Here is a 26,075-nt window from a genome sequence, read left to right on the forward strand (position 1 = left end):
CGTTCAGCGGCGGCGCCACAGCACCCGGCGGGTCCACTCGCCGGCCGCGAGCCGGAGGTCGTCGAAGTAGGTGTACGCGACCGGCACGACCACCAGCGTCAGCACCGTCGCAGTGGTCATGCCGCCGACCAGCGTCTTGCCGAACGGGCCGTAGTCGAGGCCCTCGCCGTTGGGGGTGGTGAACGCGAGCGGGATCATGCCGCCGACGGTCGTCAGCGCGGTCATCAAGATCGGGCGGAACCGCTGCATGCCGGCCTGGACGATCGCCTCCTCGCGCGACAGCCCCGAGGCGCGGGCGCTGTTGATGAAGTCGACCAGGACGATGCCGTTGTTCACCACCACCCCGAGCAGCAGCAGGATCCCGATCACCGCCAGCGCGTCGATCGGCGAGCCGGTGAACATCAGGAACCACCACACGCCGATGAACGACAGCGGGATCGACGGCAGCACGCTCATCGGCAGGATGAAGCTCTCGAACAGGAAGCCCATCACCAGGAAGATGAACGCGGTCGACAGGATCATCGCCCCGACCATGTCGTTGCGCAGGTCGTCGGTCTCGCGCGTCTCGCGGTCGGCGTCGAAGCTGACGCCCGCGGGCAGCCGGTAGCCGGCCATGAACTTGCGCAGCTTGTCCATGGTCTCGATCCGGCCCTCGTCGGCCAGCTCGAGCCGGATCAGCGCCGCCACCCGCTTGTCGTTGCGGATCAGCGCCTGGTCGCCCTTCTGCACCGTCATCTCGGTCAGCACCCGCACCGGCACCACGGTGCCCGGCTTCTTCTCGCTCGGGACCTTGAACTCGAGCAGCTCGCCGAGCTGCTCGCGGTCCTCCTTGCGGTAGCGGATCCGGACCTCGATCTCGCGGTCCTCGGTGGCGCTCTGGAACCGCGGCAGCACCTGCCCGCGGATCGCGTAGGCGATCGAGCTGGCGATGTTGCCGGCCGGGATCCCGAACCGCTCGGTCATGGTCCGGTCGACCGCCAGCGCCAGCTCGTCGCGGCGGACCGCGTCCGAGCCGCGGTTCGACACCCCGAGCACCCCGGGCTGCTGCAGCAGCTGCGTCTGCAGCGTCTCGCGGGCCTCCTGCACCGAGTAGTGGTCGTCGCCGTAGAGCGTGACCATGAACGTGTTGTCCTGGCCGCCGTCGGCCCCGCCGAAGCGGGCCTCCTTCACCCAACCGGGCCGGTTGGGCATCTTGTCGTAGACCTCCTGGCGGACCTCGTTGAACGGCCGCTCGCCGGGCTGCTGCGGCTCGAAGAACACCTGCACCTGGGCGAAGCTGCCGTCGAAGCCGATGTACTGGCCGGAGATCCGGTACTCGTCCTTGGCCTCCGCGATCGACTGCTCGACCTCGACGAAGAACGCCTCCGCCTCCGGCTTGGTGACGTCGGAGGGCATCGAGTAGTAGGTCCAGAAGTTGCGCGTGCCCATGTTCTCGCCGCTCGAGAACTTCACGCGCTGCATCGGCACCGCGCAGGTCGCCACCAGCATCAGCAGCGACGGGATCACCACGTCGATGCGCCGGCGCAGGCTGGCCCGCAGGAGCGCCCCGTACCACGCGTTGACCCGCCCCAGCGTGGCCACGTACACCCGGCCCATCCACGCCTTCCACCAGGCGTCGACCGCCAGCAGCCCGCGCCACAGCTTGCCGTTGCGGCGCAGCGGGTCACCTGTCCCGAGGGCCATGGCGCTGGTCATCGGCACCAGCACCAGCGCCACGAACAGGCTGGCCAGCAGCGACACGCACACCGGCGTGACCATGCGGATCATGAAGAACTGCGTCGGCCCCGAGCTGAGCAGCGCCGCCGGCGCGAACACGATCATCGTCGTCAGCGTCGCCAGAGTGATCGGCAGCGCCACCTCGGAGGCCCCGTGCAGCGCCGCCGCGTACGGCCCCATCCCGCGCTCGCGGTAGCGGTCGATGTTCTCCGCGACCACCACCGAGTTGTCGACCACCAGACCGACGCAGATCATCAGGCCGAGCAGCGAGATGATGTTGATCGACTGGTCGAGGAAGTACATCACCGGCAGCGACAGGAAGATCGACAGCGGGATCGAGGCGGCGATGAGCAGCGTCAGGCGGACGCGGCGCAGGAAGAACAGCAGGACCACGATCGCCAGCACCCCGCCCTGCAGGCCCGAGCTGGTGACCTGGTTGAGCGAGTAGCGGATCGCGTCGCCCTGCATGAAGAACGCCTTGACGTCGAAGCCCGAAAGCCCCGGCTCGCGCACCGCCGCGTCGACAGCCTCGCGGATCTTGTCGCAGACCTCGACCGTGTTGGCCTGCGACTCCTTGAGCACGAACAGCACCATCGACGGCCGCCCGTTGAAGCGGTCGATGCGGTCGCTCTCCGGGTAGTCGTAGACGACGTCGGCGATGTCCTTGAGCCGCAGGTTCTTCGACCCGACGATCGTGTCCTCGAGCTGCTGGACCGTCCGGTAGGTCGCCATCGAGCGGACCACGAAGCGCCCGTCGGGGTCGCGGATCTCGCCGCTGGCGAGGTTGAAGTTGGCCTGCGACAGCTTCTGCGCCAGCGTGAAGATGTTGACCCCGGCCGCCTCGGCGAGCGGCCGGTTGAGCTCGATGCGGATCTCGCGGTCCTCTTTGCCCCACAGGTTGACGAGGGCGACCCCGTCGATGCGCTCGATGGCGCGGACCAGGTGCTTCTGCACCCGGTCGCGCGGCAGCTCGATCGACTCGTCCCACGTCACGCTGTAGAACGCGACCGGGATGCCGGCGCCGGACTGCTTGTTGATCCGCACCCGCTGGACGTCGCTCGGCAGCTCCGGCCGCGCGCGCGCGACCCGGTCGCGGACCTCGCGGTAGGCGATGTCCATGTCGGTGTCGCCCTCGAACAGGAGGCTCACGCTGGCGCGGTCGGCCCGCGAGGTCGCGTTGATCTCCTCGAGCCCCGGCGTGGTCGCCAGCGACTGCTCGAGCGGCCGCGTGATCCGGTCCTCGATGTCCTGCGCCGTCGCGTTCGGGTACGGCACCTCGATCTGCAGGAACGGCGGCGAGAAGCCCGACGGGATCAGCTCGAGCGGGATCCCGAAGAACGCGACCACGCCGATCACCACCGCGCTGAGCAGCGCCATCAGCATCGTCACCGGCCGCACCAGCGACAGGTGGACCATCCCGTTGTCGCGCAGCTCGGGCCCGACGCTCATGACTTCGGCACCTCGACCTCCGGCGCCAGCTGCTCCGCGGTCACCGCCCGCACCTCCCGCAGCAGCGTCACCTCGCGCGACTCCGGCACCCCGCCGCCGAAGATGCGGTCGACCCCGGCGTAGATGGTCGGGATCACGATCAGCGTCAGCAGCGTCGAGAAGCTGAGGCCCGCGATCACCGTGATCGCCATCGGCGTGCGCAGCTCGGCGCCGTCGCCGAGCCCGAGCGCCATCGGCACCAGGCCGAGGACGGTCGTCAGCGTCGTCATCAAGATCGGCCGCAGGCGCACCTGCCCGGCCAGCGCCAGCGCGTCGTCGGTGCTGTAGCCGCGCTCCTTGAGCTGGCCGGTGTAGTCGACCAGCACGATCGCGTTGTTGACGACGATGCCCGCCAGCAAGATGAGCCCGAGGATCACCAGCACGCTGACCGGCACGTTCAGCAGCAGCAGCGTCCAGACCACGCCGACCAGCGCCAGCGGGATCGTGATCAGGATGATCATCGGGTACATCAGGCTCTCGAACTGCGAGGCCATGATCACGTAGACGAGGAAGATCGACAGGCCGAGCGCGAGGTACAGCGAGCGCGACGAGGTCTCCCACTCCTCGCTCTGACCGGTCACCGCCGTCGTCACCCCGGCCGGCAGGCTGAGCTTGGCCAGCCGCTCGTCGATCTCCCGCGCCGCGCTGCCGAGGCCCGAGCCGGCCAGGTTGGCCGTGACCAGGCCGACCCGCTGCTGACCGATGCGGCGGATCTCGTTGGGCCCGCGCCCGAGCGTGATCTCGGCCACCGCCGACAGCGGCACCGGCCGCGGCTGGCCCGGGTTGACCACCAGGTCGGCGAGCTCGTTCACGGTCGCGGTGTCGATGTCCTTGAGCCGGACCCGCACGGGGATCTTGCGGTCCTTGCGGTTGTACTTGGTGGCCTCGTAGCCCTGGACCTTGTTGCGCACCAGCTCGGCGACCGAGCGGATGTCGAGGTTGAGGCGGGCCAGAGCGTCGCGGTTGTAGACGATCTGGACCTCCGGGCTGCCCGGCAGGATCGACGACTTGACGTCGCGCAGGTCGGCGATGCCCGCCAGCGCGTCGCGCACCGCGTCCGTCGCGTCGCGCAGCTCGTCGAGCTCGTAGCCGCGCACCTGGACCTCGATCGGCGTGGCGAACGAGAACAGCACCGGCCGCGCCACGTGGATGATCGCGTCCGGCACCCCCTTCACCAGCGGCCGGATCACCGCCAGCGCCGCCTCCTCGGCCGCCGCCGGGTCGAGTTTCTTCTCCTCCTCCGGCTGCCGCGCCTGACCTTCGGGACCTGTCCCCTCGGACGTGTCCTTCACGCCCTGTCCTTCAGGACCTGCCCCTTCGGCCTTGTCGGCCGGCTTCGCCCGCTTCTCGCCGAGGGCGACGCGCAGGCGGGCGGTGTGCTCGCCGCGCTCGCCGGCCTCGCTCGAGTCGCGCTGGCTGCCGATGGTGGTGATCAGGGTGCGCAGGTCGGGGATGCTGGCCAGCAGCTGGCGCTCGAGCGGCGCGGTGGTCTCGTTGGTGGCCAGCAGCGGGGTGCCGACCGGCAGGCTCATCTCGACCGTGAACTCGCCCTGGTGGAGCTCGGGGATGAGCTCGCTGTCGAGCCGCGGCGCCGCCCACAGGGTGGCCGCGCCGGCGCCGAGGGTCAGCGCGTAGACGACGAAGCGGTTGCGCAGGCTCCAGCGGATCAGCTTCGGGTAGCCGGTCTCGAGCAGGCGCAGCAGGCCGTCGAACAGGAACAGCACCGGCATCAGCGGCCAGCGCAGCAGCCAGCCGCCGACCCGCACCGCCCGCACGGAGGCGAAGCTCAGCAGCAGGAACAGCGCGGTGAAGAGCTTGCCGAGCAGCTCGAACACGAAGTGGAGCGCGAAGCGCAGCACCCCGTAGAGGATCGGCACCAGAGTGATCCACCACCAGCTGGGGCGGACCGCCCGCCGGAGGTCGCGCAGCGACTCCCAGTCGAGCCACAGCCGCCCCAGCGAGCGCCAGAAGCCGACCGCGGGCCGCTCGTTCGACGGCGGCCCGCCGATGAACCGGCGCGACGCCAGCATCGGGATCAGGAACAGCGCCACCGCCAGCGAGGCCAGCAGGCTGAACACCACGGTCAGGCCGAGGTCGCCGAACATCTGCCCGGCGATGCCCTCGACGAACACCATCGGGAAGAACACCGCGACGGTGGTGAGCGTCGACGAGATGACCGCGCTGCCGACCTCGGACACGCCGCGGATGGTCGCGCGGACGTAGTCGTCGCCCTCCTCCTTGCAGCGGTGGATCGACTCGAGCACCACGATCGAGTTGTCGACCAGCATGCCGATGCCGAGCGCCAGGCCGCCCAGGCTCATGATGTTGAGCGAGACCCCGGCGATGTTGAGCGGGGCGAAGGTGACGAGCACCGAGATCGGGATCGAGATGGCGACGATGAGGGTGGTCTTCACGTCGCGGAGGAACAGGAACAGGATGATGACGGCGAGGATGCCGCCCGAGAGCGCGGTGCCGCGGACCTCGTCGATGCTCGACTCGATGAACTTCGAGCGGTCGGTGAGGATGTCGACCTGGGCCCCGTACTCCTTGAGGATCCGCGGCTGCACCCGCTGCTCGACCGCGTCGGTCACGCGCGCCGCCATGTCGACGATGTTGGCGTCGGCCTCCTTGTGGACCTCGATCTCGACCGCCTCGCGGCCGTCGACGCGGGTGATCACGTCGCGGTCCTTGAAGCCGCTCGAGACCTCGGCGAGGTGGCGCAGCTTGATGTCCTTGCCGTCGCGCGAGACGACCACCAGGTCGCGGATGTCCTCGAGGTCGCGGAACTCGTTGACCGTGCGCACCAGGTAGCGCGTCCGGCCGTCGCGCATGCTGCCGCCGGCGAGGTTGATGTTCTCCGCCTGCAGCCGCTTGATCACGGTGTCGATGTTGATGTTGGTGCGGCGCAGCTGATCTTCGTCGAGCCGCACCTCGATCTCCTCCTCGAGGCCGCCCTTGACCTTGACCGCGGCGACGCCCTCGAGCGGCTCCAACAGGCGGCGGATGTCGCGGTCGGCGATCCGGCGCAGGTACTTGAGCCCGGCGGTGCCCGCGAACGTCTCGCCCTCGCCGCTGATCGACAGCGTCAGCACCGGGTCCAGCGTGGGGTCGTAGCGGAGGATCAGCGGCTGCTTGATCTCCGTCGGCAGCGTCGGCTTGATCGCGTCGATCTTCTCGAGGACGTCCTGGTTCGCCTCGTCCATGTCGGTGTCCCAGGCGAACTCGAGGATCACGTCGCTGTAGCCGCCGCGCGACACCGAGTCGATGCGACTCAGCCCCGTGACCACCCCCAGGATCTCCTCCATGGGCCGAGAAACGTTGTTCTCGACCTCCGCCGGGGCCGCGCCGGGGTACTCGGTGCGGACCGTCAGGCGCGGATAGCTGATGTCGGGCATCAGGTTCAGCGGCAGCAGGCGGATGCTGAACGCGCCGAACACCACCACCGCGAGGAACACCATCAGCACCGCGACCGGCCGCGTGACCGTGAAGCGGTAGCGCTCCATCTCGCGGGCCTTGGCCGCCAGCTGGAGGTCGCCGGACTCCGGACGAACGGGCTCCACGGCTTTAGTTCTCCTTGTTGGCGGCCTTCGCGTCTTCGACCTTCGCGTCCGTCTTGGCGACGACCGCCTCGGCCTTCGCCTCTTCGACCTTCGCCTCGGCCGACTTGGCCTCGCCGCCCTCGGGTCGGCCTTGCATGTCGACGCGGACGATCTTCGCCCCGTCCTTGAGGCCCGTCTGACCGGCGACGATCACCGCCTCGCCGGCCCCGAGGCCCTTGAGGATCTCGACCTTCTCGGCGTCCTGCAGGCCGAGCTCGACGCGCACGCGGCGGGCCTTGTCGCCCTCGGGCACGAACACGTAGGTCTGCTCCTCGTCGTGGACGATCGCGCCCTTGGGCACCAGCGCGACGTCTTCGCGGTGGTCGACGGTGAGCGTCACCTCGGCGTACATGCCGGGCAGAAAGCCCTGGGCGCCGGCCAGCTCTTGCGGCAGCGCGACCGTCATCTTGACGGTGCCGGTGCCGGCGTCGACCGTCGGTGAGATCCGCAGGACCTTGCCGGTGCCCTTGCGGCCCTTCGCCGCCTTGCCGACCACCAGCGCCTCCTGCCCGACCCTGACGCGGTCGAGCTCCTTCTCGGGCACGAACACGCGGGCGACCAGAGTGTTGAAGTCGGTCACCTGCAGCAGCTCGGCGCCGTTGGTGACGAAGCCGCCCTCGATGACCTTGCGCTGGGTGATCGTGCCGGAGAAGGGCGCGGTGACCTTGGTGTTCTTCATCTCGCGGGCCCGGTCGCGCAGGTCGAGCTCGGCGATGTCGAGCTGGTTGCGGGCCTTCTGGTACTCCTCGTGGCCGAGCACGCGCTCGTTGTAGAGCTGCTCGATGCGCTGGAAGTCGGTCTGCGCCTTGGCCAGCGAGGTGTTGGCGCGCAGCAGCGAGTTGGCCTGGGCGTCGAAGCGGATCCTCGCCAGCACCTGACCTTCCTTGACCTTGTCGCCCTCCTCGACCGTGAGGTCGACGAGCCTGCCGACCGACTCGGAGTGGACGGTGACCTGGCGTTCGGCCTCGATCGTGCTCGCGGCCGAGATCGTCGCCGTGATCGCGCCGCGCTCGACGGCGCTGACGACGACGGGGCTGGGTTGCTCGACGACCTCCGCGTCCGCGGCCTTCTTCTCGACGCCGCCGGCGCTGGCCTGACAGCCGAGCGCGAGCGCGAGCGAGAGCAGCAGCGAACGACGCGAAGGACGGATCCTCGTGGGGGCGGGCGAACTCAGCATGTCCGGGCCTTACGCCCCGCGGCATAGCACGAAAGCGGCGAGATCGCCGCGGACACCCGCGACGCTCGCCGCGACGACGGAGCCGCGCGGCGGAGCCTTGCGACCTCCGCAGCGCGCGCCCAGTTTCGCGAACCTGCGAATTCTCGCGTAGGGGCCCTCACGCCCCGACGGCGAGCGCCGCGAGGACGGCCTCGGCCATCTCGACGAAGCCCTCGCCCTCGCGGGCCTGGGTGATGAATTGCGGGGCCTCGGGCAGGTACTGCAATTGCCCGGCGATGTCCGCAGTCCCCACCGTGGCGCCGAAGCGGCCGCCGACGAACAGGCCCGCGTCGTTGGGCGCGTCGCCGATCGTCACGATCGCCCGCGGGTCGAGCCCCAGCTCCGCGGCCATCTGCAGCACCGCCGCGCCCTTGTCCGGCACCGACTCGGCGAGGTGCACATGCACGTTCGACCACACGAGGTGCACGCCCATCTCGGCGGCCAGGTCGCGCAGGCGCACCAGCTCGGGCTCGTCGCGACCGTCGCGTTCGTAGGCGATATCACCAAGTCGGCAGAAGTCGTCGCCGGTGAGCCGCAGACGGGCGTCGTGCTCGGCGTTGAGGCGCTCGCCGACCTGGCGCAACCGCGGCTTGTCGGTCGGTTTGCCCAGCCAGCGCGGCGCCCGGTCGGGGATCACCTCGAGCAAGCCGTTCTCGGCCAGTCCACGCGTGACTCCGGGCAAGTAACGACACAGTCCCGTGACTTCACCCGCCGGCCGGCCCGACACCGGCATGACCGCGACCCCGGCGGCGACCAGGCGGGTGATCGCCGCCAGCGCCGCTGGGTCCAGCTTTCCCGCCCGGGTCAACGTTCCGTCGACGTCGGTCGCAATCAGCGCAGGCCGCTGGGGCGTGCTCAGGCGCGAAATCGGCGTAATTTCCGGGGCTTTACCCGATGTGCGCTGGGGGGTGGGTCGGCTCGGCAGGTGTGTGTTCATGGGACCGGCGGCTCGTTCGCGGGCCCCCTTGCTGTCTCGCGGGGCCCTCGTGATAGTTTTCGGGCGGGCTATGGCGCTTGTACTTCAACCCGGGGATGTCTACGCCGGAAACATCAAGATCCTGCGGGTCCTCGGCAGCGGCGCCTTTGCGAGCGTGTACAAGGTCGAGGTCCGCGGCTACGACAAGCCGCTCGCGCTGAAGCTCACGCGCGAGCCGGTGACCTCGGGCGACCAGGCCCAGCGGGCGCTCCGCGAGATCACGATCTTGCGCTCGCTGACCAACCCGCACGTCGTGCGCACCTTCGACTGCGGCCTGCGGCCTGACGGCCACGTGTACATGTTGATGGACTACCTCGAGGGCCAGACCCTCAACACGTGGCACAAGTTCGACCAGCCGCTGCACCCGGCGCAGGCGGTGACGATCGTGCACCAGGCCTGCCTGGGCCTGGCGGAGCCGCACGCGCAGGGGATCGTCCACCGCGACGTCAAGCCGGAGAACATCTTCGTCCAGGACAACGGGCAGATCAAAGTGCTCGACTTCGGCCTGGCGCGCTCGTGGGACGGCAAGAGCGTGATCGGCATGAACGCGACCCAGATCCACATGGTCGTCGGCACGCCGCACTACTGCCAGCCCGAGCAGCTGAAGACCCGCGTGCTGTCGCCGGCGAGCGACGTGTACAGCCTGGCGACCATCCTGTACGAGCTGTTGTCGGCGCGATCGCCGTTCCACGGCGACCGGCCGCTCAACGCGGTGCGCGAGGAGTACCGCGAGAAGCCGGTCCGATGGTTGCATGCGCACGCGAGCATGCCGGTGGTGCCGATCGACAAGCACGAGGGCTGCGAGGGCTTGCCGCGGATGTTGGTCAAGGGGCTCATGGCCTCGCTCGACAAGGAGCCGGAGCGGCGGCCGCACGACGCCGGGGTGCTGGCCAACATCCTCGGCGAGGTGCTGCACCGCGAGCTCGGCATCCCGGTGGCGGCGACCTTGCGCCTGCGCTGGCCGGAGGGCGGGGTCGAGGAGCGGATGTTCCTCCCCGGCAGCTACCGGATCGGCAGCGGCGAGCGCTGCGAGATCATGCTCCCCGACCATCACTCGCAGCACATCCGGCGCGTCCACGCCGTCCTCGAGTGGAGCGGGATCCCCAACCATCCCTTTCTCCGGCCCATCATCGGCGACGGCTCCGTGCGCGTGAACGACACCCCCGTCCAGCGCCCGGTCGAGCTCGAAGAGAACGACAAGATCTGGGTCGGCCCCTACGAGATCTCGATCGTCACCTGAGGCGCGGCGCTCGCCGGCCATTTTGCGGGCCTTTCGCGAGCCCATTCGGGCGCCTGGAGACGCGCGATCTCCCGGCCGCCGTCGCCGCGCTCGCCGCTCCTGGACCGCGGCCGTCGCGCCCGCCTCAATTCTCGCTCCTGAGCCCGTTTCGGCCCCGAGACCAGCGAGTTTGATCACGTTTTACCCTTTGACACGGACCCTTCGTTTCCGCTATCTACCCGGCCTCCTCTTCGGGGTGTAGCGCAGCCTGGTAGCGCACCTGGTTCGGGACCAGGGAGTCGGAGGTTCAAATCCTCTCACCCCGACAACAAAAGTAAGAAGGCCCGCGGTCGCAAGACTCGGGCCTTCTTGCTTTGGTCGCCTCGCCGCCCGGGCGTCGACCCTCGGCTCGAGCGCGACCTTCGCCGCTCGTCGGCTCGGGAGATCTCCGCGACCGCGAGGCCGACCCGCGCGCGGACATCTTCGGCGACTCGACGGCCCTCGGCGGCGTCGACGCGCAGGAATCGAGTGTCCCCTCGAACATGTCCCGAGGGACATTTGATTCCCTGCGCGCGGGCGTCCGCGCGGGCGCGCCCGCGCGCCACGGCGTCCTGTAAGAGCCTCCGGGACCCCGGCGTTCGGGCGGCTGCATGACCCGCCCGCGTCTGTTCTCCGTCGTCGCCCTGCTGCTCCTCACCCCGGCCTGCGCGAAGCGGGCGTCGTTCGCGGAACGGAGCTACTACGCGACCCCGGCCGCGGTCGCAGACGAGGCGCCGAACACCGAGAGCTACGCGCACATCGCCGAGAACGCGTTCAAGCGGGTGACGGACGACCCGCTCTCGACCTTCTCGATCGACGTCGACACGGCCTCGTACAGCAACGTGCGCCGCTTCCTCGAGGACGGCCAGCTGCCGCCGGCCGACGCCGTCCGCATCGAGGAGATGATCAACTACTTCACCTACGCCTACCCCGAGCCCGAGGGCGCGCAGCCGTTCTCGGTGCGGACCGAGGTCGCGGCCTGTCCGTGGAACGACAGGGCGCGGCTCGTGCAGATCGGGATCAAGGGCAAGTCGCTGGCGCCGGCCGAGATCCCGCCGCGCAACCTGGTGTTCCTGCTCGACGTGTCGGGCAGCATGGCGAGCGCCGACAAGCTGCCGCTGCTGCAGCGGTCGCTGACGATGCTGGTCGCCGACCTCCGCCCGGTCGACAGCGTCGGCATCGTCGTCTACGCCGGGGCCGCGGGCGTCGTGCTCGAGCCGACCTCCGACCGCGACGCGATCGTCGCCGCGATCGACAAGCTCTACGCCGGCGGCTCGACCAACGGCGGCCAGGGCATCGAGGCCGCCTACGCGCTGGCTCAGCGGTCGTTCCGCAAGGGCGGCATCAACCGCGTGATCCTCGCGACCGACGGCGACTTCAACGTCGGCGTCAGCAGCGAGGGCGCTTTGCAACGGCTCATCGAGCAGAAGCGCGACAGCGGGATCTTCCTGTCCGTCCTCGGCTTCGGCACCGGCAACGTCAAGGACAGCACGATGGAGCTGCTGGCCGACAAGGGCAACGGCAACTACGCCTACATCGACAGCCTGCAGGAGGCGCGCAAGGTCCTGGTCGAGCAGGCCGGCGCCACCCTGGTCACGATCGCCAAGGACGTGAAGATCCAGGTCGAGTTCAACCCGCTCAAGGTCGGCGCGTACCGCCTCGTCGGCTACGAGAACCGCGTGCTCGCCCACCAGGACTTCAACGACGACAGCAAGGACGCCGGCGAGATCGGCGCCGGCCACACGGTCACCGCGCTCTACGAGGTCCTGCCGCCCGGAGCCGAGGGTGCGGTGCCGGGCGTCGATCCGCTGCGCTACCAGCAGGAGAAGGCCGCGCCCGCCGCGAGCGCCGGCAGCGGCGAGCTCATGCACGTCAAGCTGCGCTTCAAGCAGCCCGAGGGCGGTGACAGCCAGCTGCTCACCATGCCGGTCGCCGATCCGGGCAGCGCCCTCGACGCCGCCTCCGCCGACCTCCGCTTCGCCGCCGCGGTCGCCATGTTCGGCATGAAGCTGCGCAACTCCGAGCACGCGCGGTCGGTCTCGTACCGGCAGATCCGCGGCCTCGCCGAGGGCGCCCTCGGCCCCGACCTCAAGGGCTGGCGCCGCGGCATGCTGGCCCTCGTCGGCCTCGCCGCTCGCCAGCAAGGCGAGCCCCTCGACGCGCCCGCCACCGTGGCCCGCTGAGCCTCGCGCAGCCGTGAGGCGCTCGCGCGAGGCCACGCGCACAGGACCTCGCCGTCCTCGCCGCGACGGCACGCCTCGGCTCCTTCACGACGGCCGCTCTGCTCGCGGCGCCTGCGGGCTCCGGCAGGCCGCGGCCCTCGCGCTCGGGCGCCCGCGATTTGCGGCCGTCCGCCGCCTCGGCCCGGGCATACTCGCCGCATGCGCCGCTCCCCGCGCGCCCTCGGCCTCGCCGCGGGCCTCCTCGCCCTCGCCGCCTGCGCCACCGGACCGCGCGGCTACCCGACCGCCAAGCCGCCGACCACCGCCAAACCTGGCTCTCAGAACACGTCCCCCGGGACAGGTCCTTCACAACCTGTCCCGAACAACACCAACACCGGCCCCGACCCTGCCACCGCGGTCGCCGCCGGCGGCGCGCACACCTGCGCCGTGCTGCGCTCGGGCGCGGTCGACTGCTGGGGCCGGGGCGGTAGCGGCGAGCTCGGCGACGGCAACCTGCGCGACAGCCCGCGACCGGTGCGGGTGGTCGGCCTCGGCGACGTCGTCCAGCTGGCGCTCGGCGACCAGCACAGCTGCGCCCTCGTGCGCGGCGGCCAGGTCCAGTGCTGGGGCAGCAACGCGGCCGGCCAGCTCGGCGACGGCGCCGGTCGGCCCGGGGCCCAGAGCGCCCGGCCCACCACCGTCCGCGGCATCACCGACGCCGCCGCGATCGCGGCCGGCCCGACGCACACCTGCGCCGTGCGCAAGACCGGCCAGGTCGCCTGCTGGGGCGACAACCGCCACGCCCAGATCGGCGACCTCAGCCGCCAGGTGTGGGTCTCGCCCGCGCTCGTCCCCGGGGTCACCGGCGCCGGCGAGGTCGTCGCCGGCGCGCGTCACAGCTGCGCGAGAGTACAGGGCGGAAAGGTCATGTGCTGGGGGACAGGTTCTCACGGACAGCTCGGCGACCGCGGCAGCGCCCGCGCGCCCGGTCCGGTCCCCGGGGTCGACGGCGTGCAGGCGCTGGCCGCCGGCCAGGGTCACACCTGCGCGCTCAAGGCGGGCGGCGGCGTGCTGTGCTGGGGCGCCGGCTTCGGCAAGAACCCGGTCGACATCGCCGGCGTCGCCGGGGCCGTGGCCCTGACCGCCGGCGAGGCCCACACCTGCGCCCGCACTGGCGACGGCGCCGCGCGCTGCTGGGGCGACAACGCCAACGGCCAGCTCGGCGACGGCACCGCCGAGGATCGCAAGGCCGCCGCCGCGGTGGTCGGCCTCACCCAGGCGGTCAGCATCGCCGCCGGCGCCGACCACACCTGCGCTGCCCTGCGCAGCGGCGGCGTGGTCTGCTGGGGCAGCAACGGCGCCGGCGCGCTCGGCAACGGCGTCGCCGGCGAAGAGACCGAGGGCGTCGCGGTCAGCGTCCGCAACCTCACCGGCGTCAGCGAGATCGCCAGCGGCGACGACTTCAGCTGCGCCCTGTCCGGCGGCTCCATCCTGTGCTGGGGCGCCGGCAACATGGGCCAGCTCGGCGACGGCTCGCAGGCCGATCGCGGCGGCGCCGACGACGTCAGCGGCATCGACGACGCCGTCCAGATCGCCGCCGGTCGCAACCACGCCTGCGCCCGCCGCAAGACCGGCGCCGTCGCCTGTTGGGGCCAGAACGGCCGCGGCCAGCTCGGCGACGGCAGCAAGCAGGCCCGCACCCGCCCGGTCGCGGTCGCCGGCCTCAGCGACGCGGTCGAGCTCGGCGCCGGTCGCGACCACACCTGCGCCCAGCGCAAGTCCGGCCAGGTGGTGTGCTGGGGCCGCGGCGCCGAGGGCCAGGTCGCCGTCGGCAAGATCGAGGACGCCGACCGGCCCACGATCGTCAATGGATCTTTCGGACAGATCACTCAGTTCGCCCTCGGCGAGGTCCACAGCTGCGCCCTGCAGAGCAACCGGATCCCGCTGTGCTGGGGGCAGAACCGCTGGGGTCAGCTCGGCAACCTCGCCGGCGTCGGCACCCAGACCGGCCAGGCGGTGGTCCCGGTGATGAAGCTGCTGCCCGCCGAAGAGATCGCCGCCGGCGCCCTGCACACCTGCGCGCGCACCAGCAACAGCGAGGTCTGGTGCTGGGGCAACACCGACGACGGCCAGCTCGGCGCCGGCCTCACGATCGCCTCGGTCGCGCGCGTGCGGGTCAAGGACATGCGCGGTACCACGACCATCGCCGGCGGCGAGGCCCACGCCTGCGCCGCGGTGGCTGGCGGGCAGATCTACTGCTGGGGTCGCGACAACGCCGGCCAGCTCGGCGACCGCGGCACCCAGCTCCAGCGCTTCCCCGTCCCCGGCCCGCGCATCGACGGCACGATCCGCCTCAGCGCCGGCTCCGAGCACACCTGCGCCCTGCGCCAGAACGGCCGCGTGCTGTGCTGGGGCAGCAACCAGCGCGGCCAGCTCGGCGGCGGCGCCGGCAGCCAGTCGAACACCCCGACCCCGGTGGTCGACCTCCCGTGACATGCTCCAACAGACATGTCCATTAGGACATGTCTGTTGGAGCTCTGCCCACCGCTCCGGCGGCCTCTCGATGTCTCATGGGATATGCCTTTCAGGGCATGTCTCAACGGTCCTACGGCGCTCGTTGACCCAACGGGACCCGCGCGACATCAGCTCGGTGTGTTCGAGGTCGACCTTGCGCAGCAAGATGCGAGGGCGCCCCAAAAAAGTTACGAGCGCTGACGGCTAGCGGTCGAACCACGCGAGCCATTCGGTGATGAGGGCGAGCCGCTTCCGATCGAGCGTGTAGACCCGCGTACGACCGCGCTTCTCCTGCTGGAGCAGCCCCGCCTCCGCGAGCACGTGGAGGTGGCGCGTGGTGGTCGGCCACGCGTGCTCGAAGCGCTCGGCGATCTCGCCGGCGGTCGCCTCTCCGCCGCGAAAATGGAGCGTGAGCAGAATCTGCCGGCGCGCGGGGTGTGCGAGCGCCGACACGACTCGATCGAGAGCCTCGAGCTTCTCCTGCGCTTTCAGATGGGCTCTACCTCGCAGATGATCAGCTCTTCGAGGACCGGTCCCATCGGCTCCCAGACCGCCATCACTTCGGGTGTCTGGTGCGCGACGTCGGACGATCTCCCGTCCTTCCACGCGAATTGCTCGATGAACGACACGCGCTGCTTCCGGATGTCGAACGCCTTCCACACTCGGAACGGCTCCGGCCCGGCGAGGCCGACGCTGCGCAGCGCGGGCTCGTGCTTCTTCACGAGCGCGAGCAGCTCCTCCTCCTTGCCCACCTTCGGCACGTACGTGACGACGTTCATGACGGGCGCCTCCGGGTCTTTGCGTCTGCGGTCGGGTTCGTGACTCATGAGCATTCTGCCTCCACGGCCCCCGTTTAGCCAACCGGTTCGATCTTGTCCATAAAATTTAGCAGATCGGCTAAATAACACTCACGCCCATGAGCGAGGATCCCGGCCCGCTCCTCGCACAACCCCGCCTTCGCCGCTCGACCCGCGCAGACTGCCGCGGGCTCGAGCGACTGGCCGGCGGCGCCGGTCTGTCCCGGCACGCTCGACATCGACGTGGCGGTCACGTTCGCGCAGGAGCTCCCGTGGGTGCCCGCGCAGGACCTGGTCCAGGCCACCGACCTGCCGCTCCAGGGCTGCTGATCCCTGCGCGCGCGTGGACACGTCGCCGGCGCGCGCGCATCCTCGAGACATGCGCACTGCGATCCTTACCTTACCTGTCCTTTCGACCATCCTCGCCTGCGGCCCCGGGGCGCCGGGCGACACCGACACCGACCCCACGACCTCGAGCTCGAGCGACGCCTCGACCGCGCCGGGCACCACCTCGACCGCGAGCACCACCACCACCGAGCCCGCGACCACCGACGCCCTGCCGACCACTGTCGCTACCACCCTCACCGAGGCGCTGCCGACCACCGGCGTCGAGACGACCACCGGCGAGACCACCGCCGAGACCACCACCGAGCCCGTCGAGACGACCACCTCGACCACCTCGACCGATCCCTCGACCACCACGACCACCGACAGCGCCGGCCCGCCCGACGTCGCCTTCGCCGCCGAGTTCTGGGCCGGCGGCCTCGATCACCTCACCGTCCGCATGGCCGCGCTCAAGGACGACTTCTGCGTCGACATTCGCTTCGCCCGCCCCGGCGACGTCCCGGCGCCCGAGCTCACCCTGCCGCCCGAATGGTGGTACCAGGGCGCCACGGTCTCGCAGGGCGCCGCCGACTGCCTCGACTTCATGGCTCCGATGCCGCAGGCAGTCGCCGCCGACAGCGTCGCCGGCGTCGCGGTCTGGGTCACCGAGCCGTTCTGCCCCCCGACGATCGACAGCCTCGACCTCGTCCTCGGCTTCCCGCAGGACCTGCCGTGGGTGCCCGCGGAGGTCAGCGTCGTCGCCGACTCTCTGGCGGTCAGCGGCTGTTGAGCCGCCGAGCGCTGTTCTGCGGCGGCGCGGCGGGCGGCGGCCTGGGCCCCGCGAGGGCCTGGTAGCATCGGCTTCATGTCCACGCAGGAGCAGGACGGCCTCGTCGAGCTCACGAGCCCGCCCGACGACGACGCCCTCCGCAACGCCGACCTCGACCCGACGCCGCGCAGCGAGCGGACGTGGAACCGCTGGAGCCTCGCCGCGCTGTGGGTCGGCATGAGCGTGTGCGTCCCGACCTACGTGCTCGCGGCCTCGCTGATCAAGAGCGGCATGAACTGGTGGCAGGCCATGCTCACCATCCTGCTCGGCAACCTGATCGTGCTGGTGCCGATGATCCTGTGCGGCCACGCCGGCACGCGCTACGGCATCCCGTTCCCGGTGTTCGCGCGGGCCGCCTTCGGCACCCGCGGCGCGCACATCCCCAGCCTGGCGCGCGCCCTCATCGCCTGCGGATGGTTCGGGATCCAGACCTTCATCGGCGGCCAGGCGATGTCGCAGCTGATCGGCCTGCTGTGGCCCGCGTGGCACGACCTCGGCGGCGGCGGGACCTTCATCGGCCTGTCCTTGCCGATGTGGCTGGCCTTCCTCGGCTTCTGGCTGCTCAACGTCGTGTTCGTCTACAAGGGCACCGAGTCGATCAAGTGGCTCGAGAACCTGGCCGCGCCGTTCCTCATCGTCGTGGGGTTCGCCCTGCTGTGGTGGGCCCAGAGCCGCGCCGGCGGCCTCGGCGTGATCCTCACCCGCTCGCAGGCGCTCGTACAGGGCTCTCGGGACATGTCCTCCTGGACATGGTTCGTGCAGGTGTTCCTGCCCGGCCTGACCGCCATGGTCGGCTTCTGGGCCACGCTCTCGCTCAACATCCCCGACTTCACCCGCTACTGCCGCAGCCAGCGCGAGCAGCTGCTGGGCCAGCTGTACGGCCTGCCCACCACCATGCTGCTGTTCTCGTTCATCGGCGTGGCGGTCACCTCCGCGACCCTGATCCTCTACGGCGAGGCGATCTGGGACCCCGTCGAGCTGGTGGTCCGGATGTCCCGAGAGACAGGCTCGACCCTGCTCGCCGTCCTCGCCATGCTCACCCTGGCGGTCGCGACCCTGTCGACCAACATCGCCGCCAACGTGGTCGGCCCGGCCAACTCGCTGGCCAGCGCCTTCCCGCGCGCGCTCGACTTCCGCCGCGGCGGCCTGGTCGCCGCGGCCGTCGGCGTCCTCGTGTGCCCGTGGCTGCTGCTCGACGTCTACCAGGCCTGGCTGGTCAGCTACTCCGGCCTGCTCGGGGCCGTCAGCGGGGTGCTGCTCGCCGACTACTGGCTGGTCCGCCGCACCGAGCTCGACCTCGCCGGCCTCTACCGCTCGCACGGCCCCTACACCTACCGCCGCGGCTTCAACCCCGACGCGATGCTGGCGATGGGCGTCGGCGTCGCGGTGGTCCTGCTCGGCAAGCTCGTACCTGGCCTCGAGTTCCTGTTCTCGGGGGCATGGTTCTCCGGCTTCGCCGCCTCCGCCGCGGTCTACCTCGCCCGCACCCGCAAGGCCTGAGCCGCGGCCTCCGCGACGAGCGCGCTTCGAGCTCGCCCTGCCTCGACAGCCGGATCGCGTCTCCTATACTCCGGCCATGCGAACTTACGCTTACGCGCTCCCCTTCACTGCCTTGCTCCTCGCGCTCACGCCCGCCTGTGCCACGACCCTGTGCGGCAACGACGGTGACTGCGCACCCACCGACACGGCCACCACCGGCGACCCTCCTGCGTCGACGACCGACGAGACCGGCACGACCAGCGAGCCGACCTCGACCGAGACCGAGACAGGCCCGACCTCGACTTCGGAAGAGGCGACGACCACCACCGGCGAGCCCGAGACCACCACCGGGCCCGGCACCACCGCCGAGACATCGACCGGCGAGACGACCGAGGGCCCGCTCGTCGGCCAGCCGAGCGCGCACAACGAGACGTGTGCGCCCGACGACGGCCCGGCGGTCGAGTTCAAGATCGACCTCGCCGAGCGCGCCTGCGACTCCGACTGGCCGGAGGACGCGCCGCTGCTCCGGATCGTCCTGTTCAAGGGCGTCGACTCGCTCGCGCTCGGCGAGCACCCGCTGAACGGCGGCTGGGGCTTCGCCTCCTACGACGACGGCGACGGCACGCCGGAGACCAGCGACCAGGGCACCGTCGTCATCACCGAGATCACCGCCGACGGCGTGCGCGGCACCTACGAGGTCACCCTGCCCGACGACGTCCTGCTGGCGGGCGCCTTCGACTCGCTCTACTGCCCGGCCGACGTGATGTGCGGCTGAACATGTCCGCTCGGGCATGCCCCTGAAGACATGTCCCACGGGACCGGCGGCTACAGCCGCTGGTCGATGTGCGTCTTGGCCCGCAGGCTCGACCGCAGGTCCTTGACCGCGCGGGCGAACGACTCCTGCTCGAGCTGCATGCGGATGCGCTCCTTGGCCTGGTCGAACGGCAGCACGTTGCCGGTGTCGTGGCGGACCACCTTGACGACCAGGTAGCCCTGGCCGGTCTCGAGCGGCCCCACGGTCTCGCCGACGCGGGCGGCGAAGATGGCGTCCTCGATGGTCGGCGCGACCTCGCCGCGCGACAGCGTCGCCTTCGGCTCGGTGATCAGGAACTCCTGCGCCAGCGCCATCGGGTCCTCGCCCGAGCGCATGCGGCGGGCGACCGCCTGGGCCTTGGCGTAGGCGGCGTCGCGGGACTTCGCGGTCTGCTCCTCGGGCGTGAACACGAAGCGCAGCAGGTCGGCCTTGATGTCGACGCCGCGGACCATCTTGCGGTACTGCTCGCGGATCTGCGCGTCCGTCACCGACGTGTTCGCCAGCGCCCGGGTGGTCTGGTACACGAGCAGCTGGTCCTTGGTGTCCTGGATGTAGTCGGCCCAGCTGCCGTACTGGCCGCTCTGCTCGACCGCCTCGCGCAGCTGCTTGATGTTGGAGAACCCGTTCTCCTGCGCGATCTGCTGCAAGTAGCGGTCGACGTCGGCGTCGGTGATGCTGATCTGGAAGCGCACGGCCTCCTTCTTGATCAGCTGCTGATCAATGAGCTCGTCGAGCGCCTGCGTCCGCGCCTCGCGGGTCGCCATCTCGACCTGCTGCTGGGTCGGGTTGCGGCCGTACTTCTGCAGCGCCTCCTGCATCAGCGGCGAGCTGGCGACCAGGGTGTCGAGCTGGCTCAGGAGGATGATCTCGTCGCCGACCACCGCGACGATCCGGTCGAGCACCAGGCCCTCGGCGCGCGCCGATCCCGGACCGACCGCCCCCGAGGCGAACCCCGCGACCACGAGCGCTGCGACGCGTGCGACCCTGCGCATGCGACCCTCGTAGCACCGCCCGCCCGCCGGCACAAGGCCGCAGCCCCGGCGGCCCGCCCGCGGTCCGCCCGCCCGCGGCGACGAACCTGCCCCAAAGACCAGGAATAACCGCGCCGGACGGCCTGCGCCTCGTCGCCCTCGACCCCGGCCGCCGCGCTCGCGCGCGGGCCCGGTCGCCGCCGCGCCGGCGAAGCGGTCGCCGGCCTCCCCGGCCCTTGCGGGCCGCGGTCGCGGGGGGTCATCCTGGGCCCGCATGAGCGTGGTCGAGCCCGAAGAGTGGGGCCCCGAGGGGCTGTGCGAGCAGTTCTGGGACATCGACCGCAAGATGCACAACCGGCGGTTCGCCTTCATCCTCGGCGCCGGCGCGTCGGTGCAGTCGGGGATCCCCGCGGCCGGCGCGCTGGTGCGGCGCTGGCTCGGCGAGCTGCACCGGCGCCTCGCTCGCGGCGGCGTGCCGCTCGAGCGGTGGGCCACCCCCGAGGCGCTCGAGATCCGCGACTTCTCGCTCCCCGACGCGCCGGCCTTCTACAGCCAGGTGTTCGCCCGCCGCTTCCGCCAGCACCCCGACGAGGGCTACGCCGACCTCGAGGACATCATGCAGGGCAAGGACCCGAGCTTCGGCTACTCGGTGCTGGCCCACATCCTCGCCGAGACGCGCCACAAGCTGGTGATCACCACCAACTTCGACAACCTCGTCGGCGAGGCGCTGTCGATCTTCACCGGCACCGCGCCGCTGGTGTGCGGCCACGAGTCGCTGGCCAACTTCGTCCACGTCGAGCCGCGCCGGCCGGTGGTGGTGAAGATCCACCGCGACCTCCTGATGGCGCCGATGAACCACGCGGCCGAGATCGCGGCCCTGCAGACGGCGTGGATCGAGCCGCTCACCCGGGTGTTCCGCGCCTACACGCCGATCGTGATCGGCTACGGCGGCAACGACGGCAGCCTGATGGGATTTTTGAAGGGGCTGCCGGAGGACGCGATCCCCGGCGGGATCTTCTGGTGCTACTACGGCCCCGCGGGCCCGCCCGGCCCCGAGATCCGCCGGCTCGTGGCCCGCCACCGCGGGGTCCTGGTGCCGATCGAGGGCTTCGACGAGCTCATGCTGCGCCTCAGCGCGCGCCTGCGGATCCCCCTGCTCGACCAGGTCATCGAGTCGAAGGCCCGCACCCGCGTCGACAACTACCGCCGCCGCGTCGAGGAGCTGCACGCGCGCGTGTTCCCCCCGCCCTCGCCGGCGCTCGAGGAGGCCGAACCCGAGCTCGAGGCGCGGGAGACCGAACGCGGCGAATCTTCCGAACATGTCTCTTCGACCAGCTCTCGTCCTGGTCGCCCCCCGGCGCCGCTGGCGGGCGCCTCGCGCCTCCATGACTCTTCGGAGATCCACGCCGAGGCCGCGCCTTCGGCAGAACCTGTCTCTTCGACCAGATTTCGCCCTGCACACCCCGCCGCGCCGCCGGCGGGGGCATCTCACACACCTGTCTCTTCGGACATCCACAGCGAGGCCGCTCCTTCGGCCGAACCCGCCTCCTCGACCGGCTCTCGCCCTGCACGCCCCGCGGAGCATTCGGGCGCATCGCGCACACCTGTCTCTTCGAACATCCGATCCGAGGCCGCCCCCACCTCTTCGACCAGCCCCGACCCTGCGCCGCCCGCGGCGGCTCCGCCTCGCGCACCGCGTCAACCTGTCGCTTCGGACAGCCGCGCCCCGGGCGGGCCGTCCGCCGCTCCTGCTGTCCGTTCGGAAGCCCGGGCCGGGTCGCTCGGCGCGGGGGACGACCCCCCGCAGCGTCAGGCCGTCCCCGCGAACCGCAGCGCCGCGGAGCCGTCGCCTGTCTCTTCGGCCATCTTAACGCCACCGCCGCCGCCGCCCGCCCGCGAGTCGCGGTCCGATTCGCAACCGCCGCTGCGCGGCCTCGAGTCCACGCGCCGTTCGTCTCCTGTCCGTTCGGACAGCACCCCCGTCGCGCGCACCGACGGGCGCGGAAAGATCGCGGAGGCTCCCGGAGGCGCCTCGCGCGAGGCGGCCCCGACCGGTTCGCCGTCCCCGCTCGGCGCCTCGGTCGATCCGGCGCAGCGAGGGCCCGAGTCGCTCCAGGCCGCGCCGATCCCTCGACTCGACGATCCCGCAGGTCGCGACCCGAGCGCCGAGCCCGCCGCAGATCCTGACCTCTCGGACATCTCGCAGCTCCCTTCCGGCTCCTCTCGCCCTGCCGCGCCCCCCGAAGCGGACCGGCGCTCGCAACGGCAAGACGCGGACGACGACGCCGACCTCGCACTCGCTCCGGAACCCGTCGTGGACGAGTCGTGGGCGGCCGAGGCCGAAGAAGTTGCCGCCGTGCCCAGGTCGTGGACCGCGGGTCCTCTGCGGCGCTGGCCGGCCGCCGCGGGCGACCTGCAGCGCGCCATGCAGCAGGTCGCCGGCGAGGCCGCTCACACCGACCCCTGGGCGATCTCGATGCAGGCCCGCGCCGAGCCGGATAGCGGCCGCGCCGTCGCGTTGCTGCGCGCCGGCCTGGAGCAGTTCCCCGCCGACCGGACGCTCTCCCTCGACCTCGTCGAGCGCCTCACCGATCCGCCCACGCACGAAGCTGTCTCATCGGCCATGTCGCTCGTCACGACCCTGCTCGCCGCCGATCCCGACGACAAGCTGGCGCTGGCGCACCGCACCCTGCTGCTCGCCTGGCAGGGCCAGTTCTCGGCGGCCGAGGACGCGCTCCGACGCCTGCACCGCGCCGTGATCGGGCAACACGCGAACAACATGGAGCTGGCCGGCCTCGCGTTCCTCGCCGGCCTGCTGCAGCGCCTGCAAGGTCGAGACGACCGCTACGTGCTCGCCCCCTTCCAGGTCCACGCCCGCGGCTTGTCGCCGCTCCTGGGCCTCCCGCGCGGCCTGATCGGCGCCCTCGCGCGCCGCCTCGATCGGGCGTCGCGGCGCTGCTACATCCGGCTGGCGCAGCGCCTCGCCGGCTCGCTGAGCGCCGCCGAGCTCGCTCGCCTCGAGCCCCGCCTCGCCGAGCTCCCGCCGTTCGACCTCGAGGCCCTCGAACACGAAGCCCCCTGAATGCGCGCGCTCGCCGGGCGGAGGGCCGCCGAGCTCGCAGGCCGAGCGCCGAGCTCGAGCTCTCGCCGTTCGGCCCGAAGCCGCCGGCGCGATGCCCTTTGCATGCGCGCGCTCGCGGAGCTCATGGGCCTGTCAGGCCCCGCAGCGGAGCGGCGGAAGAGGCTCGGAGCATGAGTCCGGGACCAGGACCTGGGCGAAGGCACCGGGCTCGCCGTCACCACGCCGAGGCATGTTCGCTCGCGGAGCGAGGTCGCAGCCGTCGCGCTGCCGCGGACGCATTCGCATGTCCCTCAAGACATGTCGAAAGGCTTGGAACTCCCGGCTCCACGCAGCACGACCTGTCTCTTCAACCGCGACCCATCCGTCCTTCATGCCGCCTCCCCGGCCCTGCCTCGAGGCCAGCTCGAATTCGCACCATCACGAGGAACGCTGCCTACACCCGCCTTACTCGCCTTTTTTCACTTCTTGAAAATGATATTCAAAACCCATATCAATTAACACCGAGAGCACCCCATGCACCCCACACGCCCCTGTCAGCGGACTCGCCTCGCCACCAGCGCGATGGTCACGATCGATGCGTGCAGCTGCACGATGATCCACCTCAACGTCGGCGCCACCACCTTGCGCTTCACCCCGGAGGCGTTCGAGGGCCTGTCGGCGCTGATCCTCGAGGCGGTCGCCGAGCTGGCCGCGCGGCCGCCGAGCGACCACGACGGCGGCCTCCCGCTGCACCTCGGGCGGCGCGTGCGAGGTGAGGCGTGAGCGGACGTCCCGACCCGGTCGTGCTGGCCAGCGCCCCCGGCTACCGCGTCGAGCTCGCCGGCGACGGCGTCGTCCACGTCCACGCCGGCCCGCTCAGCTTTCGCCTGGCGCGCGACGCCTGCGAGGCGCTGACCACCACCCTCGCGCGGGCGATGGTGCAGCTGGCGCGGGTCTGTCCCAGGCGACCTGGCCTCGAGGTCCTGCCCGGCGGAGGCGAGGGGTGACCGCCGGCTTCCCCGCCAGCGAGCCGCCCGAGGCCGGCGCGCTGCGGCTGGTGTTGACTCTGGCGCTGACGCGGCGGGAGGCTGCCGGCCTGCTCGCGCGCGCCGGCGAGGTCGAGTGCCTGTGGCCCTCGGCCGTGGTCGCGGCGCTGGGCGACGCCCTCGCCGACGACGAGCAGCTGTGGCGCGAGGTGACCGCGACCCTCGACGACCGCCTCGCCCCGTGGCTCGCCGAGCTCGGCGGCCGGCCCCTGCGCGACCTGCTGACTCGCGTCTCCGGCGACGCCGACGTCGACGTCCCCGCGCTCGCCGCCCTGTTGTGGTCGCTGGTCCGCCGGCGCCAGCGCGTCCTCGGCCCGCTGCTGGCGCACATCGTCCGCGAGGTCGAGGGCCTCATCGTCGCCGACGCCGGCCGCCGCGCCCGCGACCTCCGCCGCGAAGCCTCCGCCTGATGCCACGCCGGCCGTCAGAACTGGCAGGTCGCCTCGCTCTCGTCGGACATGTCCATGCAGTCGGCCTCGCCGTCGCACATGAAGGAGAACGCGATCGACTCGCCCGAGCCGCACACGAACGGTGGAAAGTCTTCGCACTTCTCCTCGGCGACGAGGGCGGTCGCCGGCGACGCCTTGGCGCACAGCCGCAGCTGCTCGAGGAAGGTGCCGTTGCACTCGAGCTCCTGCGGCCCCAGGTCGACCAGCTCGTCGCAGCTCAGCGGCGAGGTGCAGGTCGCGTAACCCTCCTCCGCCGCGGCCATGCACGCGATGTACTCCGCGTGCGCCGGATCGACCTCCTCGAGCTCGCAGAGGCACGCGACGTAAGGCGCGCCCTCCGTCGCCGAGTCGTCGAGGCAGGACTCGACGTCCGGCTCGAGGTCGGACTCGACCGCGCAGGGACACCACACCTCGTCCGTGTGCTCCAGCGCAGCCGCGTACTCCCCGCACGCGCCGGCCGGCTCGCCCGTGGTGGTCGAAGCGCCGCCGGTCGTCGGCAGGCCCGTCGTGCCCTCGCCGCCGCTCGTGCTCCCGCCGCCGCTCGTGCTCTCGCCGCCGCTCGTGCTCTCGCCGCCGCTCGTGCTCTCGCCGCCCGTCACCGCCGTCGTCGTGCCGCTCGAGCCGTCCGTGCCGGAGTCGCCCTTGTCGACCCCGGGACACCCGCCGAGCAGCACCACCGCGATCGCTCCTGATAGACCAAGTCTTCGCCAGTCCATGGGATCGATCTACCACGACCCGGCCGCGGCTCGGGGCGCGGGGCATGTCCTTTCGCCCATGCCCGAAGGAACATTGCCCTTCAAACATGCTCCAGGAGACATGCCCCTGGAGACAGATTTTATTAGCCCGACGACGCCGTACAGCGGCTCGGGCTCGGGCTCACCGCGGCCGAACCGCGTCGGTCGCCCGGGCCCCGCGGCCGGCTCGGCTCGTTCAGCCGGTGGTCGCGCCGGTGTCGGTGCCGGTGGTCGAGGTGCCGGTCTCGGGCTCGTCGGTGGTCGTCCCGGTCGTCTCGTCCGTGGTCGTCGTCCCGGTCGACGTCGTGGTCGCGTCGGTCGTCGGCGTCCCGGTGGTCGGCGCAGTGGTCGTCTCGCCGGCGGTCGTGCCCGTGCTCGCGCCCGTCCCGGTGTCGGTCCCGCTGCTCGTGCCGGTGGTGAGCGGCTCGAACGAGTCCGACTCGGTCGCGGGCACCCCGTAGACGGCGGTCACCAGGCAGCCGCTCAGCGTCAGGCCGGACACCAGCAGGGCCGCGGCGGTGCACACACCTGTCCCCGAGGACAGGCTCGCGTCGCAGTGCGGGCAGCAGGCGGCGCCGGCTCGCAGCAGCTCGCCGCAGGCGGGACAGGGGACGTAGCGGGTGGTGGGCAGCAGATTCATGA

Annotated in this window: 19 protein-coding genes and 1 tRNA gene; 11 read left to right on the forward strand and 9 right to left on the reverse strand. The window is 71.3% G+C overall.

All coding sequences use genetic code 11. The features are described 5' to 3' along the window. Window positions 1-3 precede the first annotated feature (3 nt). From O0S08_RS38850 to O0S08_RS38865, 4 genes are all read right to left on the reverse strand, one after another. Entirely contained in the window at window positions 4-3,165 is a 3,162-nt protein-coding gene (locus O0S08_RS38850) for an efflux RND transporter permease subunit (RefSeq protein WP_269034528.1), read from the reverse strand. Beyond that, a complete protein-coding gene (locus O0S08_RS38855; RefSeq protein ID WP_269034529.1) occupies window positions 3,162-6,764 on the reverse strand; it encodes an efflux RND transporter permease subunit in 3,603 nt (1,200 codons plus the stop codon). The genes O0S08_RS38850 and O0S08_RS38855 overlap by 4 nt, the downstream gene beginning before the upstream one ends. Window positions 6,765-6,768: 4 nt before the next feature. Further along, the gene (locus O0S08_RS38860; protein WP_269034530.1) at window positions 6,769-7,980 is read right to left on the reverse strand and encodes an efflux RND transporter periplasmic adaptor subunit; all 1,212 of its coding nucleotides are present in this window, start codon (window positions 7,978-7,980) and stop codon (window positions 6,769-6,771) included. A 157-nt stretch (window positions 7,981-8,137) separates the two neighbouring features. Then, the gene (locus O0S08_RS38865; RefSeq protein ID WP_269034531.1) at window positions 8,138-8,827 is read right to left on the reverse strand and encodes an HAD family hydrolase; all 690 of its coding nucleotides are present in this window, start codon (window positions 8,825-8,827) and stop codon (window positions 8,138-8,140) included. 199 nt (window positions 8,828-9,026) lie between these two features. Here O0S08_RS38865 and O0S08_RS38870 point away from each other — a divergent pair, with 199 nt between their 5' ends. The 4 genes from O0S08_RS38870 (at window position 9,027) to O0S08_RS38885 (ending at window position 14,908) form a co-directional block, all read left to right on the forward strand. Next, the gene (locus tag O0S08_RS38870; RefSeq protein ID WP_269034532.1) at window positions 9,027-10,235 is read left to right on the forward strand and encodes an FHA domain-containing serine/threonine-protein kinase; all 1,209 of its coding nucleotides are present in this window, start codon (window positions 9,027-9,029) and stop codon (window positions 10,233-10,235) included. A 231-nt stretch (window positions 10,236-10,466) separates the two neighbouring features. After that, window positions 10,467-10,540: transfer RNA gene (locus O0S08_RS38875), tRNA-Pro, on the forward strand. Window positions 10,541-10,864: 324 nt separating this feature from the next. Continuing rightward, window positions 10,865-12,436 (forward strand): vWA domain-containing protein, encoded by a 1,572-nt coding sequence (locus O0S08_RS38880; protein WP_269034533.1) that lies wholly within the window; start codon window positions 10,865-10,867, stop codon window positions 12,434-12,436. Window positions 12,437-12,634: 198 nt separating this feature from the next. Next, on the forward strand, window positions 12,635-14,908 hold the full coding sequence (locus tag O0S08_RS38885; protein ID WP_269034534.1) for an RCC1 domain-containing protein: 2,274 nt from the start codon (window positions 12,635-12,637) through the stop codon (window positions 14,906-14,908). 225 nt (window positions 14,909-15,133) lie between these two features. On the opposite strand, the gene O0S08_RS38890 is transcribed toward O0S08_RS38885, so the two are convergent. Continuing rightward, window positions 15,134-15,382, reverse strand: coding sequence for a metalloregulator ArsR/SmtB family transcription factor (locus O0S08_RS38890; RefSeq protein ID WP_269034535.1), 249 nt, complete (start codon window positions 15,380-15,382; stop codon window positions 15,134-15,136). A 35-nt stretch (window positions 15,383-15,417) separates the two neighbouring features. Continuing rightward, the gene (locus O0S08_RS38895; RefSeq protein ID WP_269034536.1) at window positions 15,418-15,708 is read right to left on the reverse strand and encodes a hypothetical protein; all 291 of its coding nucleotides are present in this window, start codon (window positions 15,706-15,708) and stop codon (window positions 15,418-15,420) included. Window positions 15,709-16,105: 397 nt separating this feature from the next. Between O0S08_RS38895 and O0S08_RS38900 the strand changes: the two genes are divergently transcribed. The 3 genes from O0S08_RS38900 (at window position 16,106) to O0S08_RS38910 (ending at window position 19,133) form a co-directional block, all read left to right on the forward strand. Then, window positions 16,106-16,840 (forward strand): hypothetical protein, encoded by a 735-nt coding sequence (locus tag O0S08_RS38900; protein ID WP_269034537.1) that lies wholly within the window; start codon window positions 16,106-16,108, stop codon window positions 16,838-16,840. A gap of 75 nt (window positions 16,841-16,915) precedes the next feature. Beyond that, on the forward strand, window positions 16,916-18,379 hold the full coding sequence (locus O0S08_RS38905) for an NCS1 family nucleobase:cation symporter-1 (RefSeq protein WP_269034538.1): 1,464 nt from the start codon (window positions 16,916-16,918) through the stop codon (window positions 18,377-18,379). Window positions 18,380-18,455: 76 nt separating this feature from the next. Beyond that, window positions 18,456-19,133, forward strand: coding sequence for a hypothetical protein (locus O0S08_RS38910; RefSeq protein WP_269034539.1), 678 nt, complete (start codon window positions 18,456-18,458; stop codon window positions 19,131-19,133). Between the two features lie 50 nt (window positions 19,134-19,183). On the opposite strand, the gene O0S08_RS38915 is transcribed toward O0S08_RS38910, so the two are convergent. Continuing rightward, a complete protein-coding gene (locus O0S08_RS38915; protein ID WP_269034540.1) occupies window positions 19,184-20,164 on the reverse strand; it encodes a peptidyl-prolyl cis-trans isomerase in 981 nt (326 codons plus the stop codon). 253 nt (window positions 20,165-20,417) lie between these two features. On the opposite strand from O0S08_RS38915, the gene O0S08_RS38920 reads away from it, so the two are divergent. From O0S08_RS38920 to O0S08_RS38935, 4 genes are all read left to right on the forward strand, one after another. Continuing rightward, window positions 20,418-23,225, forward strand: coding sequence for an SIR2 family protein (locus O0S08_RS38920; RefSeq protein ID WP_269034541.1), 2,808 nt, complete (start codon window positions 20,418-20,420; stop codon window positions 23,223-23,225). Between the two features lie 513 nt (window positions 23,226-23,738). Then, window positions 23,739-23,987 (forward strand): hypothetical protein, encoded by a 249-nt coding sequence (locus O0S08_RS38925; RefSeq protein WP_269034542.1) that lies wholly within the window; start codon window positions 23,739-23,741, stop codon window positions 23,985-23,987. After that, window positions 23,984-24,211 (forward strand): hypothetical protein, encoded by a 228-nt coding sequence (locus O0S08_RS38930; protein ID WP_269034543.1) that lies wholly within the window; start codon window positions 23,984-23,986, stop codon window positions 24,209-24,211. The genes O0S08_RS38925 and O0S08_RS38930 overlap by 4 nt, the downstream gene beginning before the upstream one ends. After that, complete coding sequence (locus tag O0S08_RS38935) at window positions 24,208-24,660, forward strand: hypothetical protein (protein WP_269034544.1); 453 nt, start codon at window positions 24,208-24,210, stop codon at window positions 24,658-24,660. Before O0S08_RS38930 ends, O0S08_RS38935 begins: the two co-directional genes overlap by 4 nt. A gap of 14 nt (window positions 24,661-24,674) precedes the next feature. Here O0S08_RS38935 and O0S08_RS38940 read toward each other — a convergent pair whose 3' ends face one another. Continuing rightward, window positions 24,675-25,415: a hypothetical protein gene (locus O0S08_RS38940; protein ID WP_269034545.1), complete on the reverse strand. Its 741-nt coding sequence runs from the start codon at window positions 25,413-25,415 to the stop codon at window positions 24,675-24,677. Between the two features lie 214 nt (window positions 25,416-25,629). Next, window positions 25,630-26,073: a hypothetical protein gene (locus O0S08_RS38945; RefSeq protein WP_269034546.1), complete on the reverse strand. Its 444-nt coding sequence runs from the start codon at window positions 26,071-26,073 to the stop codon at window positions 25,630-25,632. Window positions 26,074-26,075 lie beyond the last annotated feature (2 nt).

It is taken from the genome of Nannocystis punicea, from assembly GCF_026965555.1.
Taxonomy (GTDB): Bacteria; Myxococcota_A; Polyangia; order Nannocystales; family Nannocystaceae; genus Nannocystis; species Nannocystis punicea.